Origin of the sequence: Alloyangia mangrovi (assembly GCF_002300555.2) — a bacterium.
GTDB lineage: Bacteria > Pseudomonadota > Alphaproteobacteria > Rhodobacterales > Rhodobacteraceae > Salipiger > Salipiger mangrovi.
Window position 1 is genome coordinate 36,152 of record NZ_NTHN02000038.1, and the last position, 14,742, is coordinate 50,893.

The following is a 14,742-nucleotide window of genomic DNA, read 5'->3' on the forward strand; positions in this document are numbered from 1 at the left end:
AGCCGGGCTCAGCGCAGCGCCGAGTCCGGAGCGCCCTCGGGACCGGGGATGGGCACCAATTCGCCCACCATCATGTCATTGAGCTCGCGGAAGAGCTTGCGCGACATGGCGCGCAGGAAATCCCTGTAGCCCGAAGCCACCTCGACGAAGGCGCCCGGACCGTGTCGCACCTCGCCCTCGAAATATTCGACCACCCGCGGGTCCGAACCCATCACCGCCAGCCCGTTCACCGTCACCCCCTCGAAGGGGTAATGGGTGTAGGCCTGCTGCGGGCGGAAACCGTCGTTGGTGATCCCGTCCCCCGAGACATCGATCACCCGCCGCTCGCAGGCCGGGGCGGCCTCGAGGATGCCGGCGCCGAAGCCGAGCGCATAGCCCATGGCAGTGGGATACCGGTTGTAGCTGCGCGGCGCGCTGAGCAGCCGCACCACCACGGCGTCGATCGTCGCCTCGTCGTGCAGCATGGTCCAGTCGAGCACCAGCTGCGACTGGTTGCGCCCGCTCCATTCGTAGGCGGAAAGCGCCACACTGCCACCGCCCTCGAGGATCGCCCGGCGCACGTCGGGATCGCGCAGCGCGCCGGCGAGTCCCTCCTTCTGCAACCGGTACTCCTGGTCGTCGACCGAGGACGACACGTCGAGAGCCAGCAGCAGCGCAAGCCGGCAGGAGGTCTCCTGCGCCCGTGCGGCGGAGCTGGGCAAGAGGCCCAGCCCCGCCGAAAGTCCCAGCGCGAGCCCCAGCCTCAGCCCCAGCGTCAGACCGCAGGCGAGACGCGCGCCCATGGGGTTACCAGTGGCCGGTGTTGGGCATGCTCGCCCAGGGTTCGGCCGGCTCCTTGGCATCGCCCTGCTGCAGCAGCTCGATCGACACGTTGTCGGGCGAGCGCACGAAGGCCATGTGGCCGTCGCGCGGCGGGCGGTTGATCGTCACCCCGGCGTCCATGAGCGCCTGGCAGGCCGCGTAGATGTCCGGCACGGAATAGGCCAGGTGCCCGAAGTGCCGCGAGTCCGAGGGCAGCCCCTCGTCGCCATCCCAGTTGTAGGTAAGTTCCACGTCGGCGGTGCCATCGTCCTGATCCGGCGGGCAGAGGAAGACCAGGGTGAAGCGGCCCTTCTCGCTCTCCGTGCGGCGGCGCTCCTTCAGCCCCAGCAACTCGTAAAATGCGATGGATTTATCGAGATCTTTCACGCGAACCATGGTGTGCAGGTAGCGGATCGGCATTTCTTGCCCTTTCCTCGTGGTCTTGGAGTCTTTGACCCTAGGCTAGCAGGCCGCGCCCACTTGTCGAGACTTCACATTCAGAAGCGCGATTTGAAGCCGAGGCTGAGGGCGAAGGTCTCGGTCTCGAAGCGGCTCACGTTGCTCTCGGAGCGCTCGGCGCTGAGATCGAGCACCGGCACGAAACCAGCATAATCGAGCTTTTCGAAGGCCACCTGCATCTCGGCCCGCCAGACCTCGTCCTCGCGCCCACCTGGCACCGGGAAGAGAACCCTGTAGTCGGGGTATCGGTGCTCGAAGGCAGAAAGCCCGAAGGACAGGCGCACCGGCCCCACCGGCGCGCCGGGCTCGTAGCCGAGCCGCAGCCCGCGGGTGTCGCGGGTGATCTGACCGTTCTCCGATTCCGCGGCGCCACCGATGAGCATGGCCGAAACCGTGCCCGGCGTGCCGAGGTCACGGATCACCCCAAGCTGGTAGCCAAAAGTGTCGACGTCGTTGTAGGCGCTCGTCGCATCCTGCTGGTGCTGCCATGACAAGCCGCCGGTCAGCGCGGTGACCGCGCCCAGCGGCTGCACGAGGCTGACCGCGGCGCGGCGGTAGTCATAGCTGTGCTCCCCGCCCTGCCAGGCGCGGCCAAGCGTTGCACTTCCGGAGGCAACGGGGCCCTTCTCGCCCAGCTGGCGCCGGTGCTGCAGGCCGACCTCCAGCGAGGAGGCCCCGAAGTCGGAATTCTCGACGCTCGGCGCCTTGTCCCGCGCCTCCTCGCTCAGCCGGACCCGGCGCAGCGTACCGTATCCGCGCAGCGTGGTCTCGGACTTCGGCCCGCGCTGCACCGCATAGCCCAGTGACAGCGCGCCGCGCGCGGAGAGCCCCGAGAGGGCCTGCGCCGAGGGTGAGAGAATGCCGACCAGCGGCAGCCCGTCGACGGTACTGATCTCCTCCGAGGCGCCGCCGTTGACGTTCGACGAAGGGGCGGCCGAGAGCTCGAGCGACAGGCTGAGCCGCGACAGGTTGCGCAATGCCTTGTATTCGCGCCCCGCGCGCCGCCCGAGCGCCTCGCTGGGCACGTCCATCATTGCGCGGCGCATCCAGAGCTGCGACAGGAAGTAGCTCTCGTCGAGCGCATAGGCCGCCGCCATGACCCGCGCCGCCTCATGCCTCTGCACATCGGTCTTGGCATATCGCAGCGTCTGCCGGGCGGCCTTGCGCGCCTCGGCGGCATTGCCGCGGCGCAGCTCGGCCTGGGCGATGACGAAATGGCCGTAGGGATCGGAAGGATCGGCCCGCAGCAGCAGCCCGCCCAGCTCCGCCGCCAGCGCGTAATGCCCCGTCTGCACCGCCCGCAGCGCGGCGATGCGCATCTGCGCGGCGCTCAGGGTCATGCCGCCAAGCGCCGAGGCCGCTTCGGAGGAGACGGGCGCGGAGGTGGTCGGCGCGGACGGCTCAGCCAGCGCCCCATCCTGACAGGTGAAAAACAGGGCGCCGGAAACGGCGAGCGCCGCATGGCGCAAGCTACGCAGTTCCATCGTCGGGCCTTAGTGGGCGACGAGGCTGCAGATGTCTTCGCGTGCGCCGGACTTGCCGCATTGGGTCAGGACAAACATGCCGACTTCCTTCACGTCGTAATCACCGTCCTCTCCGAAGAGAGAAGAGATCGACCACGAGAGTTCGGTATTGCCCGCAGCATAGGCCGCGCCTTCGCCGCCGAAGACACCGCTGAACGTCCCTGCGGCAGAATCGTCGGTGAAGACGCCATTGCCGGCAAACTCACCGATCTCGTCGATCACCCCCTCTTCGAGGATGATGTTGCCGGCACTGGTGACCCCGCTGACGCCTTCGGGCCGGACGTCGCGCGGATCGTACATCTTCCGGTTCAGGATTTGTCCGTTAAGCGCGGCTTCGGCAAAGTTGACATTTAGGAAGATCACGCCGGTCATCGGAACCGGCTGCCCCGGCAGGTCGAGTTCTGCATAATCATCCGGCAGCGTGCCGACCGGTTTCAGATCCAGACCATCGCGGGTGACCACGTTCGTCACCGCGGCATAGTTCCCAACGTAGGAGACCTGCCCCGACGCAGGATCGCTCTCGAAGTCGGGCGGATCAAAAGCTCCGACACGGCGATAGTAGCCGTCCTGGAAGACCGTATTGAACTGGCCACCGTCACCTACGGCAACCGCCGAGACACTCTCGTCAGGGCTCATGCCGCCAAGCGCCAGGAAAAATCGATCCAGCGGATCCTCCTGCACCGAGTAGGCCACGTAGTCGTCGAGCCCCATCACGTCGGTGAGCCGGTCGTTGCGTTCGTAGACGGCACTGACCGGGCTGGTGTCCAATCCGTTGATCTGAACGGTGAGCGCGCTCATGTCGGAGGCAAAGCTGAAGCTGGCGACGGTGGCCCCGATGTCCTCGGGAGTCCTCGTGCTGCCGGAATCCACCGTGTCGTCAGTCCCGTCGGTGCCGTCCTCGTCGGTCCCGTCGGCGCCATCACTGCTGGTGTCCTCGCACGCCTGCAGCGGGTTGTCCCGGACACAATCGTCGTTGCTGCTGCCGCTGCTCCCGCAGCCCGCCAAAAGCCCGGCAAAAGCCGCGGCGATCCAGACCTTCTCCATAGAACTGCCCCGTAAACTGCTCGTTGAAACTCTTTGGTATTTTCTAGCGAGCCACCTGATCACCGAGCAACGTTCAACCCCTGATGCGAACAGCATTGACGTCGAAGTGAGACAATTCTGCCGCCACAGCATATCGCCCGCCGATCCCGCCTTTCCCCAACATCTTGCCGAAAATCCGCGGATCCGCCTTTGCCTCGCCGCCCCGATCCGCTATCTCGGAGGGGCAACACGACCAGCCCGGAGGCCTCATGCGCCAGTATCTCGACGCCCTGCGCACCGTGCGCGATCTCGGCACCCGTTCGACCGACCGCACCGGCACCGGTACCATCTCCTATTTCGGGATGCAGTGCCGCTATCCGCTCGCCGAGGGCTTCCCGCTGGTGACCACCAAGAAGCTGCACCTGCGCTCGATCATCCACGAGCTGCTGTGGTTCCTCGCCGGTGACACCAACATCAAATATCTCAAGGACAACGGCGTCTCGATCTGGGACGAATGGGCCGACGAGAACGGCGATCTCGGGCCGGTCTACGGCCACCAGTGGCGGCACTTCCCGACGATCCGCGAGGAGATCGGCGACGACGGCGCCTCTCGCGTGCTGCTTGGCGAGGTCGACCAGATCGCCCAGCTCGTCGAGATGATCAAGACCAGCCCCGACAGCCGCCGCCTCATCGTCTCGGCCTGGAACCCCGGCGAGATCGGGCAGATGGCCCTGCCGCCGTGCCACACGCTCTGGCAGGTGCGGATCATCGGCGGCAAGCTGCACCTGCAGCTCTACCAGCGCTCGGCCGACATGTTCCTCGGCGTGCCCTTCAACATCGCCTCCTACGCGCTGCTGACGGTGATGCTGGCGCATGTGACCGGCTACGAGCCCGGCGATTTCATCCATTCGATCGGGGACGCGCATATTTACCTCAACCACCTCGAGCAGGTGGAGACGCAGCTTTCGCGCACGCCCCATGCGCTGCCGACGCTCAAGCTGGCGCGCGACGTGCCTTCGCTCTTCGACTTCCGTTTCGAAGATTTCATCATCGAGAACTACGCGCCCGAGCCCGCGATCAAGGCCCCGGTGGCCGTCTGATGCTGACCCTCATCGTCGCCCGCGCCCGCAACGGCGCCATCGGCCGGGACAATGACATCCCCTGGTTCAAGCCCGAGGATCTGAAGCTGTTCCAGCGCGAGACCTCGGGCGGCGCGCTCATCATGGGCCGCCGCACCTGGGAGAGCCTGCCGGTCAAGCCGCTGAAGAACCGCCTCAATATCGTCGTCTCGCGGGATGCCTCGCTGACCGAGCACGTCGTGGGCTCGCTCGAGCAGGCTTTGGAACTGGCGCAGGCGATGGGCTATTTCCGTGTCTACGGCATGGGCGGGACGTCTGTGTACGAGGGGCTGCTGCCCCACGCCGACCGGCTGGTGGTCACCGAGGTCGATCTCGAGGTCGAGGGCGCAGATGCCTTCTTCCCGGCCTTCGACGAGGCGGAGTGGCGCGAGTTGGGCCGCAAGGAGTTGGGCGGGGACGGGCCGCGGTGTTTCGCGCGGGAATTGGTGAGATAGCGGCGACACGCCACGCCGATCGAAAATATCGCCAAACGACAACCTTTACCAAATAGCCATTTTACTTGATTGAAATCCATTCCTGATAAAGGATTGGGTTTGGATATCTTTTGTTTAATTGGTGGAGTAATCGGTAATGGCAAATCTCGACCTCAATGTCAAAATCCTGGCGGACCGTGTCAGGGCGCATTCCGAAACCATTCAAACCGAAGAGGCGGTGAAAACCTCGGTGATCCTGCCCTTCCTGCAGAGCCTCGGCTATGATGTTTTCAACCCTCTTGAGGTCATCCCCGAGTTCACCGCTGATGCGGTCGGCAAGAAGGGGGAGAAGGTCGACTATGCCATCGTCCATAACGCCGAGGTCAGCGTTCTCATAGAATGCAAGGGCCTGAACACCCAGCTCAACGAAAAGCATCTGTCGCAGCTCTTCCGATATTTCACCGTTACCAATGCCAAATTCGCCATTCTGACAAATGGTCGCGAATACAGGTTCTATTCCGATCTGGAAGAGCCCAACAAGCTGGAACGGCGCCCCTTCTTTACATTTGACCTTCTGGACTACGCCAACAGCGCCCTCGCGGAACTCGCCAAATTTGAGAAATCCAGCTTCGACGTCGAAAGCATTTTGCAGCAGGCCGAACGGCTGAAGTATGTATCCGCAGTGAAATCGTTGCTTCTCGCCTGGATCGAAGAGCCTCCGGAAACCCTGACGAAGAGCATTGCCAATGTGGTCCACGACGGGCGCATCAACTCTGCCGTCCGCAACACCGTCAGTTCGGCAATTTCGGTAGCTTTCAAGGAAATCATTCGCGACCGGCTTCGCGAGCGCCTTTCTTCCGCGCTGGAGGATGGCCCCATGCAGGGTGGCGCCGAGGACGTAGATGTCGCCGACGCCGACATAATAACGACCGAGGAAGAAATCGAAGGGTGGCTCACGGTGAAGAGCCTGCTTCGTGGTGCACTCAGCACGGACCGGGTCGTCATGCGCGACGCCAAGAGCTACTGCGCCATCCTTCTGGACGACAACAATCGCAAGCCTCTCGTGCGCCTGCACTTCAACCGCACGCAAAAATACATCGGACTTTTCGACGGAGACAAGGAAGAGCGGGTCCCGATCGAGAACCTCGATGACATGCTGGGGCTGAAGGACCGCATACTGGCGACGGCGAGCAAATACGGCGAAGCGTCGCGAAAGGTGGCGAACGGCTGATTGCGGTGGCTCTCCGACGGCGGTCATCCGACCCCCGGCAGCCCGCGTCGCTAAACGCCGTCGCCCCGCAGATCGGTCCACGCGGGGTACCCGGATGGCGCTGAGTCGCATCTCCTTGCCTGTCCGAGCGCCGAAGCGCCCTTGCCGCCCCCTCACGGGGCCGTGTTAATCCTGACAATGACGCTGCGTCAGCATCTCGAAAAAGGTTCCAAGTCCCTGCAATCATGAGCCAGTTTCCGCCTGTCGGCACTCACGCTCCGGCTGCATTTGGCCGAGCCCCCTCCAAGAGGTCGTTTTTTCGTGGTGGTTCCGCCACAGCACGTTCATGTGAGCACTATGTGTGGATCGTTCCGGACGAAAGTTTGGTTGTATCCTCAGTCACACGCTCCGAAACGAGCCTGGACAACACATGATGAAACATGAAGAAATTGGAGCAGACCCAATGAAACTCGCACGCATCGCCCTCCCGGCCCTCCTTGCAGGCTCCGTGGCAGTTCCGGCGTTCGCCGGCAGCCTCGCACCGACCGTGGTCGAGCCCGTCGTGACCCCGGTTCCCGTGCCCGTCGAAGTTGGCCGTGACTGGACCGGCTTCTCCGGTGGTGTTCAGCTGGGCTACGGCGCCTTCGACACCGATGGCACCCCGGACGACTACGAAGAAGCGATGACCTACGGCCTGAAATCGTACTATGACTACGACTTCGGCAATTGGGTTCTCGGCGGCGGCCTCCAGTACGACTGGTCCGACGCTGACCTCGGCGCTGCCGGCGACCTCGACGGCATCATGCGCGCAGGCCTTCGTGCCGGCTACGACATGGGCAACACCATGGTTTACGGCACGGGCGGCTACGCCAAGGCGTTCACCAGCGGCGGCGACATCGACGCAGGTGACTCCGACGGTTACTTCGCAGGGATCGGTACCGAAACCTTCCTGACCGACAACTGGACCGTCGGCACCGAGATCACCTACAACGAATTCACCGACTTCGACGCCGAAGACATGGAACTGAAGAACACCCAGTTCAACGTCTCGCTGAACTACCGCTTCTGATCCAGACGCGTTGCGGGGCCCCCGGCCCTGCGACCGATGCCCGGCCTCCTTGCGAGGCCGGGCATTTCGTTTTCCGGGAAGCTCCCTCCGCGCACAGGGGATTTTTCCAGGAGAACGCCACCGCGTTAGGCGTTTCGTCATGAAGGCGTTACACTCTTCGGCATGTGGCGCAGCGTTTCGATTCCCCTTCCGGCGTTTGCCGCGGCCTGTCTCGCGGCCCTGTCCGGCATCCTCTGCGGCCTTCCCGCCGCGGCGACCTCGCCCATCGCCGAGGTGATCTGCGAGCCCTCGCCGCGCATGACCCAGCGGCTGAAACGCCAGCAAGGCGCGACGCTCGCCTCCACCGGCCTGCGCAGCCCCGACGAGGTGCTCGAACTCTGGCTCGACCCGCGCGACAACTGGACGATGGTCATCGCCTATGCCTCCGGGACCTCCTGCATCGTCGCCATGGGCGCCCATTGGTCGCGCATGCAACCACAAGATCCGGCCTGATCCTCAGCGTCATCCCCATGATGATGGGGTGCGGGGCTTTTCCCGCAAGCCACGCTCTGCCATACTCGGCAGCAACCAGAATCCGGGAACGAGCAGCAACACATGGCCGACGATCTCCTCGCCGCAACCGAATCCGCTTCCTATGACGCATCATCGATCGAGGTTCTCGAGGGGCTCGAACCGGTGCGCAAACGCCCCGGCATGTACATCGGCGGCACCGACGAGCGGGCCCTGCACCACATGGTGGCGGAGATCCTCGACAACTCCATGGACGAGGCGGTGGCCGGACATGCCAACCGCATCGAGGTCGAGTTGCACGCCGATTATTCCGTTTCCATCCGCGACAACGGCCGCGGCATCCCGATCGACCCGCACCCCAAGTTCCCGGGCAAGTCGGCGCTCGAGGTGATCCTCTGCACGCTGCACGCGGGCGGCAAGTTCTCGGGTGACGCCTATGAGACCTCGGGCGGCCTACACGGCGTCGGCGCCTCGGTGGTCAACGCGCTGTCGGATTCCATGGTCGTGCAGGTGGCGCGCAACAAGGAGCTCTTCGAGCAGCGCTTCTCGCGCGGCATCCCGCAGGGCCCGGTCGAGAAGGTCGGCGCCGCGCCGAACCGCCGCGGCACCACGGTGACCTTCCACGCCGACGAGGATATCTTCGGCCACCACCGCTTCAAGCCGGCGCGCATGCTGAAGATGGTGCGCTCCAAGGCCTATCTCTTCTCGGGCGTCGAGATACGCTGGAAGTCGGCCATCCCCGACGGCGACACGCCGATGGAGGCCACCTTCCATTTTCCCGGCGGCCTTGCCGACTACCTGACCGAGAGCCTCGGCAGCGCGAGCACCTATGCCGACAAGCCCTTCTCGGGGACTGTCGACTTCCGCGAGAAGTTCAACGCGCCGGGCAAGGTGGAATGGGCGATCAACTGGACCCCGTCGCGCGACGGCTTCATCCAGTCCTACTGCAACACGGTTCCCACCCCCGAGGGCGGCACCCATGAGGCGGGCTTCTGGGCCGCGATCCTCAAGGGCATCCGCGCCTACGGCGAGCTGGTGAACAACAAGAAGGCCAACAACATCACCCGCGATGACCTGATGACCGGCGGCTGCGCGCTGGTGTCCTGCTTCATCCGCGAGCCCGAGTTCGTCGGCCAGACCAAGGACCGTCTCGCCACGACCGAGGCGCAGCGCCTTGTCGAGGGCGCGGTGCGCGACCACTTCGACAACTGGCTGGCCTCCGACACCAAGTCGGCGGGCGCGATCCTCGACTTCCTTGTGCTGCGCGCCGAAGAGCGTCTGCGCCGCCGGCAGGAAAAGGAAACCGCCCGCAAGTCGGCCACCAAGAAGCTGCGCCTGCCGGGCAAGCTGACCGACTGTACCGCCAAGAGCCGCGAAGGCACCGAGCTCTTCATCGTCGAGGGTGACTCGGCCGGCGGCTCGGCCAAGGGCGCGCGCTTCCGCGAGACCCAGGCGCTGCTGCCGCTGAAGGGCAAGATCCTCAACGTGCTGGGCGCGGCCTCGAACAAACTGGGCTCCAACGCCGAGATCCGTGACCTCTGCGAGGCGCTCGGCGTCGGGCTCGGCACCAAGTTCAACATCGACGATCTGCGCTACGAGAAGGTCATCATCATGACCGACGCAGACGTCGACGGCGCGCATATCGCCTCGCTCTTGATGACCTTCTTCTTCACCCAGATGCGGCCGCTGATCGACAATGGCCACCTCTATCTCGCCTGCCCGCCGCTCTACCGGCTGACCCAGGGCGCCCGGCGCATCTACGTCGCCGATGACGCCGAGAAGGAGGTCATGCTGGCCAAAGGCCTTGGCGGAAAGGGCAAGATCGACGTGCAGCGCTTCAAGGGTCTCGGCGAGATGGACGCCAAGGACCTGAAGGAAACGACGATGGACCCGGCGACGCGCAAGCTGATCCGTGTCACCATCGACGAGGACGAGCCCGGCGAAACCGGCGATCTGGTCGAGCGGCTGATGGGCAAGAAGCCCGAACTGCGCTTCCAGTACATCCAGGAAAACGCGCGTTTCGTGGAAGAACTGGACGTCTGAGACGGCGCAAGCTCGCGCGCGGCGGGGAAGATGCACCCAAGGTGCTTGTTTTCCCTCCGCGCATGGCACACCCTAGGCGAGTTCCATTCACGACAAACGAACACGCCCCATGACCAAAACGACGCTCCTGCGCCTTCAGATCACCAGCTTCGTGCTGGTGCATATTCCTCTTTTTGCCCTTGTGCTCTATGCGCTGACCAATGGCGTCGCGGGCCGGCTCGACCTGCTGCTGGTGGCGCTGCTTGCCACCGTGGTCGCCGCGATCGCGATCTGGATGACGCTGGGCCGCGCACTGGGCGGTGGCGTCATACCGGCTCAGAAGAGCGCGTAGACCAGCAGCGCGATCACGCCGAGCTTCACCGCGATCACCAGCACCAGCAGGCCGCGGTTCTCTGGTGCGAGGAGGTCGCGCCAGAAACTGCGCGGCGCATCCTCCCCGAACAGCCGCGCCTGCAGCGCGGTGTAGACCCGGGGCGGCGGGACCTCGTCCTCGACCGGCCCCATGAAGCCGATGAAGCGGCTCTGCCAGAAATCCAGCTCTCGCAGCAGCTCGGGATCGCGCGCGACGGCGCGCAGCCCCTCGTCCTGCTCCTGCGCGGGCAACAGGCCAAGTGCGAGCTCGGCGGCAAACAGGGATTTCTCGGGGTTGGTCATCTGGCGGGTCCCACGGCGATCCTCCGGTGCGGCGGCCCGCATTCCCTGTTCAGGCCAACAGCCAGACCGCACGCCGCAAGAATGCCGCATCCTGCGCGTCGGTGCAATCTTGCCGTGGCAAACGGGCCTGTGACTTTCTTTTGCCGCCGAGCAGTGGCAGGCTGGGGTAAGTGCCTGCAACGCAAGGAGCCGTAGATGCGTCCTCTCGTCTTGAGCCTCGCCCTTGCCTGCCTCGCCGGTCCCGCCCTCGCTCAGGACACCGATCTGGAACTCGTTCTTCTGGCCGACGCCTCGGGCTCGATCACGCCCGGAGAGCTGCAGTTCCAGCGCGAGGGCTACGCCCTCGCGATCACCGATCCCGAGGTGCTCGCCGTCATCGCAGGCACCGCCTATGGCCATATCGCCGTGACCTACGTGGAATGGGCCGCCAACCAGGCGCAGGTGGTGGATTGGACGCTGATCGACGGGCCCGAGGCAGCTCGGGGCTTTGCCGCCGCGCTACTGGACGAGCCACGCCAGGCCTACGGGCGCAACGCCATCGGCGCGGCGCTGCTCGAGGGGCTGCGGCTGATGGAGGAGAACGAGTTCGAGGGCTGGCGCCGGGTGATCGACTTCTCGGGCGACAGCGCCAACAGCTGGTCCGGTCCGAGCATCGCGGATGCCCGCGCGAAGGTGCTGCAGGCCGGTGTGACGATCAATGCCTTGCCGATCCTTCCGATGGGCGATCCCGGCCGCGCCCAGGGGGGGGCTCGAGACACTCTACGAGGAGCTGATCATCGGCGGCACCGGCGCCTTCGTGGTCACCGCCGAAAGCCGCGACAGCTTTGCCGAAGCGGTGAAGAAGAAGCTCATCCTCGAGATCTCCGCCCTGCCCCGAGAGACTTACGCGGCGGCGGAGTAACCCACTTGCGCAAAAACGAAAAAGCAGCGCACCCTGCGACTATGCGTATCCTGTTCAGCCTGTTGCTCCTGACCGCTCTCGCCGGCTGCGGCCGCCCGCTCAGCCCGAATGAGAGCAGCTTCCTCGACGCCATGCAGGGACCCCAGCTCGACAAGAGCCGGGTGCGCTTTCACGACGGGCTTGCGTCGCGCGCGGTGACCTTCGAGCGGCCAATCCGGCCGCGGCTGGCCTGCACCGAGCGTATCTGGCCGCCCTCGCAGGGCGAGACCGTCACGGTCTCTCCGGCGGCGCTGACGCTGTTCAACCACATCTTCTACCGCGAGGACGTCTACCTCGACGACTACCTGCCCCGCTATCCCGAGCGGGTGAACCTCTATGCGGCGATGCTCTTTGCGCATGAGATGACCCACGTCTGGCAATGGCAGAACCGCAAGACAACCGGCTACACGCCGTTGAAAGCCGCCACCGAGCACCAGGCCCATGTCGACCCCTACCTGATCGATCCCGACACATCGGCGCGGTTCCTCGATCACGGCTACGAACAGCAGGGCGCCATCGTCGAGGAATACGTCTGCTGCCAGCTTCTCGACCCCGAGGCACCGCGCACCGCGCGGCTGCGGGCGATGATCTCGGAGGCGATGCCGATCGGCGGGCTGGATGCGGCGCTCAGCGGCACCGACGTGGTGATCCCCTGGAAAGACGCCGCGATCGCGAACATCTGCCACTGACCCGCAGCCCGGACATCAAAAAGCGGGACCAATTGGCCCCGCCGACGTTGCTTTGTTGGGTCGCGTCCCCTGATCAGAGATCGTTCTGCCAAGCAGAGACCTGCTTTTCGGCCTCTTCCTTGGCGACGCCGTATTTCTTCTGGATCAGGCCGGCAAGCTGCTCGCGGTCGCCCTTGGCCTGCTGAACCTCGTCTTCGGTCAGCTCGCCCCATTGCTCGCGCACCTTGCCCTTGAATTCCTTCCAGTTGCCTTCGATTTGGTCCCAGTTCATGACCGGTCCTCCTGAGGTTACGTCTGTAAAAGAAACCCCCGAGTCCGGGCTGCGGTTCCGCTTTCGCCGGGCAAGTTTTGCCCGGCTGAGCGCCACTCCGCCCATCGCCGCGCCGCAGTTCACTCGGCGCGCTGGATCTCCTTCAGGTGGGCCACGAGATCGGCCACCGGCTGCACCGTGGGCACCTCGCCCTCCAGTGCCGCCTCGGCATCGAAGCCGAAGAACTGGCCGTAGACAGGCATGGGCGAGCCATGGCTGACCAGCGGATCGCGCCCGTCGATGCGCTTGACCACCCGCTCCAGCGGGAAGCTGCCGCCATTGGCGGCGGCGAGCTCGGTCAGGTTCACCGGCTTGATCATCAGCACCCCCGCCATCGGCCCGTCGCCGCGTCCGTCAAGGCCGTGGCATGTGGCGCAATGTTCGGTGTAGAGCGCCGCCCCACGGTCGGCATCCTGCGCAAGGGCAGCGCCAAGCGGCAGCGCGAGGACTAGGAGGGCGGTCAGGAAAAGAACGATCTGCATGGTTGGGACCCCTTTCTGCCCCAAGCTTGCCCCTGTCGCCGCGCGCGCACCTTGATCGGCGTCAAGCAGCCGCGGGATCGCCGCAAGACGATCCGGCGCCGGGATCGTTGCGACCCCGGCGCCGGCGAGAAACCTTTCGAGCGGTAATGTGGCGGGGGCCGGTTGGCGACCCCTGCCCTTGGTCAGACCGCCGGCAGATCGCTGACGAAGACATACTCCAGGAAGTCGATGCGCAGCGGCTCGCCTGCGTCCGGCAGGCCCGAGAGCTCCAGCCGGTCCCCCGCCTCTATCGCAAGACCGGTGATCTCGCGTTCGGCGTAGGAGGTCTCGTTGACGATCGAGGCACCGGCGTCCGCATCCCAGACGAAGCTGTCGACCGTCTCGCCGTTCAGCAGCAGCGAGAGCTGCGACTGCCCGTCGGATTCGTCGAAGTAGCCCAGCTTGATGTTGTAGAGCCCGTTTGCGTCGGTAAAGTCGAAGCCCGCCACATGCGCCCCGCTGCCGGTAGCCTGGATCATCTGGTCGTTCGAGCCGTGGCCGTTGTTGAGCACCTGGAAGCCTTGCAGCTCCATGCTTTCCGCCTCCACGCGCACCGGGTCCGCGCTTGGCGGCGGGGTGACCGGCACCGCGACGTTGAAGCTGGTCAGCGCGCCGTTCGCCGCCACCGCGTTGCCGCTGGTGTCGAGCACCTGCCCCGCCTGCAGCGCCACCGTGTAGGCACCGTTGTCGGCGGTGTCCCAGCTGCCGCCCGGCGCCGCCACCGTATAGGTCGCGCTGCGCGGGCTGCCGTCGATGCCGACATTGACGCTCACCCCGGTGACCGAAAGGGCACCGCCCGGGCCGGTCACCGTGATGTCGCTCACGTCGATGCTCGAGGCATCGATGGCGACGTTGTCGGCATAGGTCACCGTCACCGTGGTGGAGCTGCCACCGCCGACCCCGATGCCTGCCGCGCTGGCGGCGCTGACCGTGGGCGCCTGCAGGTCTTCCACCGGCTCCCCGCCACCGCCTTCGACCGGCGTGAAGTCGAGGTAGTCCACCCGCAGCGGCTCGCCGCCGTTGGGCACACCCGTGATCGCCACCACATCGCCCGCCGCCAGCGTCACGGCCGCGAAGCTGTGCTCGGCGAAGGACGAGGAGTTCGCGATCGCATCCCCGGCATTCAGGTTCCAGGTGAAGGTCTCGCGCACCTCGTTGTTGATCATCAGGCTGAGCACCGAGTTGCCGTCGGACTCGTCGTAATGGCCAACGGTGATCTGGTAGGTGCCCGGGGTCTCGGCAAAGACCAGGCTGGCGACATTGGGTCCGCTGCCCGGGGCCTGGATGAACGCGTCGTTCGAGGCGTGGCCGTTGGCGGTGGCGACAAACCCCTGCAAGGTCAGCGTCTCGGCCTCGACCCGGAAGGTCTCGCCGATGCTGGTGGGCGGCGGGGTGACCGGCACCGCGACGTTGAAGCTGGTCAGCGCGCCGTTCGCCG

16 protein-coding genes are annotated in these 14,742 nt (G+C 65.3%); 8 read left to right on the plus strand and 8 right to left on the minus strand.

What is annotated here, in order from left to right:
- Positions 1 to 8: 8 nt before the first annotated feature.
- The 4 genes from CLG85_RS18480 to CLG85_RS18495 all read right to left on the minus strand — a co-directional run bounded on the left by CLG85_RS18480 (position 9) and on the right by CLG85_RS18495 (position 3,827).
- Positions 9 to 782 carry a DUF1194 domain-containing protein gene (locus CLG85_RS18480; protein WP_095883303.1) on the minus strand — a complete coding sequence of 258 codons (774 nt, stop codon included), beginning with the start codon at positions 780 to 782 and terminating at the stop codon, positions 9 to 11.
- A 4-nt stretch (positions 783 to 786) separates the two neighbouring features.
- The gene (locus tag CLG85_RS18485) at positions 787 to 1,221 is read right to left on the minus strand and encodes a VOC family protein (protein ID WP_095883302.1); all 435 of its coding nucleotides are present in this window, start codon (positions 1,219 to 1,221) and stop codon (positions 787 to 789) included.
- A 77-nt stretch (positions 1,222 to 1,298) separates the two neighbouring features.
- Entirely contained in the window at positions 1,299 to 2,744 is a 1,446-nt protein-coding gene (locus CLG85_RS18490) for a hypothetical protein (protein ID WP_141244627.1), read from the minus strand.
- 9 nt (positions 2,745 to 2,753) lie between these two features.
- On the minus strand, positions 2,754 to 3,827 hold the full coding sequence (locus CLG85_RS18495; protein ID WP_095883300.1) for a hypothetical protein: 1,074 nt from the start codon (positions 3,825 to 3,827) through the stop codon (positions 2,754 to 2,756).
- 248 nt (positions 3,828 to 4,075) lie between these two features.
- Between CLG85_RS18495 and CLG85_RS18500 the strand changes: the two genes are divergently transcribed.
- The 7 genes from CLG85_RS18500 to CLG85_RS18530 all read left to right on the plus strand — a co-directional run bounded on the left by CLG85_RS18500 (position 4,076) and on the right by CLG85_RS18530 (position 10,521).
- Positions 4,076 to 4,906 carry a thymidylate synthase gene (locus CLG85_RS18500; protein WP_095883299.1) on the plus strand — a complete coding sequence of 277 codons (831 nt, stop codon included), beginning with the start codon at positions 4,076 to 4,078 and terminating at the stop codon, positions 4,904 to 4,906.
- Complete coding sequence (locus CLG85_RS18505) at positions 4,906 to 5,379, plus strand: dihydrofolate reductase (protein ID WP_095883298.1); 474 nt, start codon at positions 4,906 to 4,908, stop codon at positions 5,377 to 5,379. The genes CLG85_RS18500 and CLG85_RS18505 overlap by 1 nt, the downstream gene beginning before the upstream one ends.
- Before the next feature lie 136 nt (positions 5,380 to 5,515).
- A complete protein-coding gene (locus CLG85_RS18510) occupies positions 5,516 to 6,589 on the plus strand; it encodes a type I restriction endonuclease (protein WP_095883297.1) in 1,074 nt (357 codons plus the stop codon).
- Positions 6,590 to 7,031: 442 nt separating this feature from the next.
- The gene (locus tag CLG85_RS18515; protein WP_095883296.1) at positions 7,032 to 7,637 is read left to right on the plus strand and encodes an outer membrane protein; all 606 of its coding nucleotides are present in this window, start codon (positions 7,032 to 7,034) and stop codon (positions 7,635 to 7,637) included.
- Positions 7,638 to 7,799: 162 nt separating this feature from the next.
- Positions 7,800 to 8,129, plus strand: coding sequence for a hypothetical protein (locus tag CLG85_RS18520; RefSeq protein WP_235865457.1), 330 nt, complete (start codon positions 7,800 to 7,802; stop codon positions 8,127 to 8,129).
- A gap of 102 nt (positions 8,130 to 8,231) precedes the next feature.
- Entirely contained in the window at positions 8,232 to 10,190 is a 1,959-nt protein-coding gene (gene parE / locus CLG85_RS18525; protein WP_095883295.1) for a DNA topoisomerase IV subunit B, read from the plus strand.
- A gap of 109 nt (positions 10,191 to 10,299) precedes the next feature.
- Positions 10,300 to 10,521: a hypothetical protein gene (locus CLG85_RS18530; protein WP_095883294.1), complete on the plus strand. Its 222-nt coding sequence runs from the start codon at positions 10,300 to 10,302 to the stop codon at positions 10,519 to 10,521.
- Here the strand turns inward: CLG85_RS18530 and CLG85_RS18535 are convergent.
- A complete protein-coding gene (locus CLG85_RS18535; RefSeq protein ID WP_095883293.1) occupies positions 10,506 to 10,844 on the minus strand; it encodes a hypothetical protein in 339 nt (112 codons plus the stop codon). The genes CLG85_RS18530 and CLG85_RS18535 overlap by 16 nt on opposite strands.
- 195 nt (positions 10,845 to 11,039) lie before the next feature.
- Here CLG85_RS18535 and CLG85_RS28015 point away from each other — a divergent pair, with 195 nt between their 5' ends.
- Positions 11,040 to 12,473, plus strand: a complete 1,434-nt coding sequence (locus CLG85_RS28015; protein WP_446323476.1) for a DUF1194 domain-containing protein — start codon at positions 11,040 to 11,042, stop codon at positions 12,471 to 12,473.
- A gap of 73 nt (positions 12,474 to 12,546) precedes the next feature.
- On the opposite strand, the gene CLG85_RS18550 is transcribed toward CLG85_RS28015, so the two are convergent.
- The 3 genes from CLG85_RS18550 to CLG85_RS18560 all read right to left on the minus strand — a co-directional run.
- On the minus strand, positions 12,547 to 12,744 hold the full coding sequence (locus tag CLG85_RS18550; protein WP_095883290.1) for a CsbD family protein: 198 nt from the start codon (positions 12,742 to 12,744) through the stop codon (positions 12,547 to 12,549).
- Positions 12,745 to 12,863: 119 nt separating this feature from the next.
- Positions 12,864 to 13,265, minus strand: a complete 402-nt coding sequence (locus CLG85_RS18555) for a c-type cytochrome (RefSeq protein ID WP_095883289.1) — start codon at positions 13,263 to 13,265, stop codon at positions 12,864 to 12,866.
- Between the two features lie 182 nt (positions 13,266 to 13,447).
- A partial coding sequence (locus CLG85_RS18560) for a hypothetical protein (RefSeq protein WP_260349835.1) occupies positions 13,448 to 14,742 on the minus strand: 1,295 nt, incomplete at its 5' end.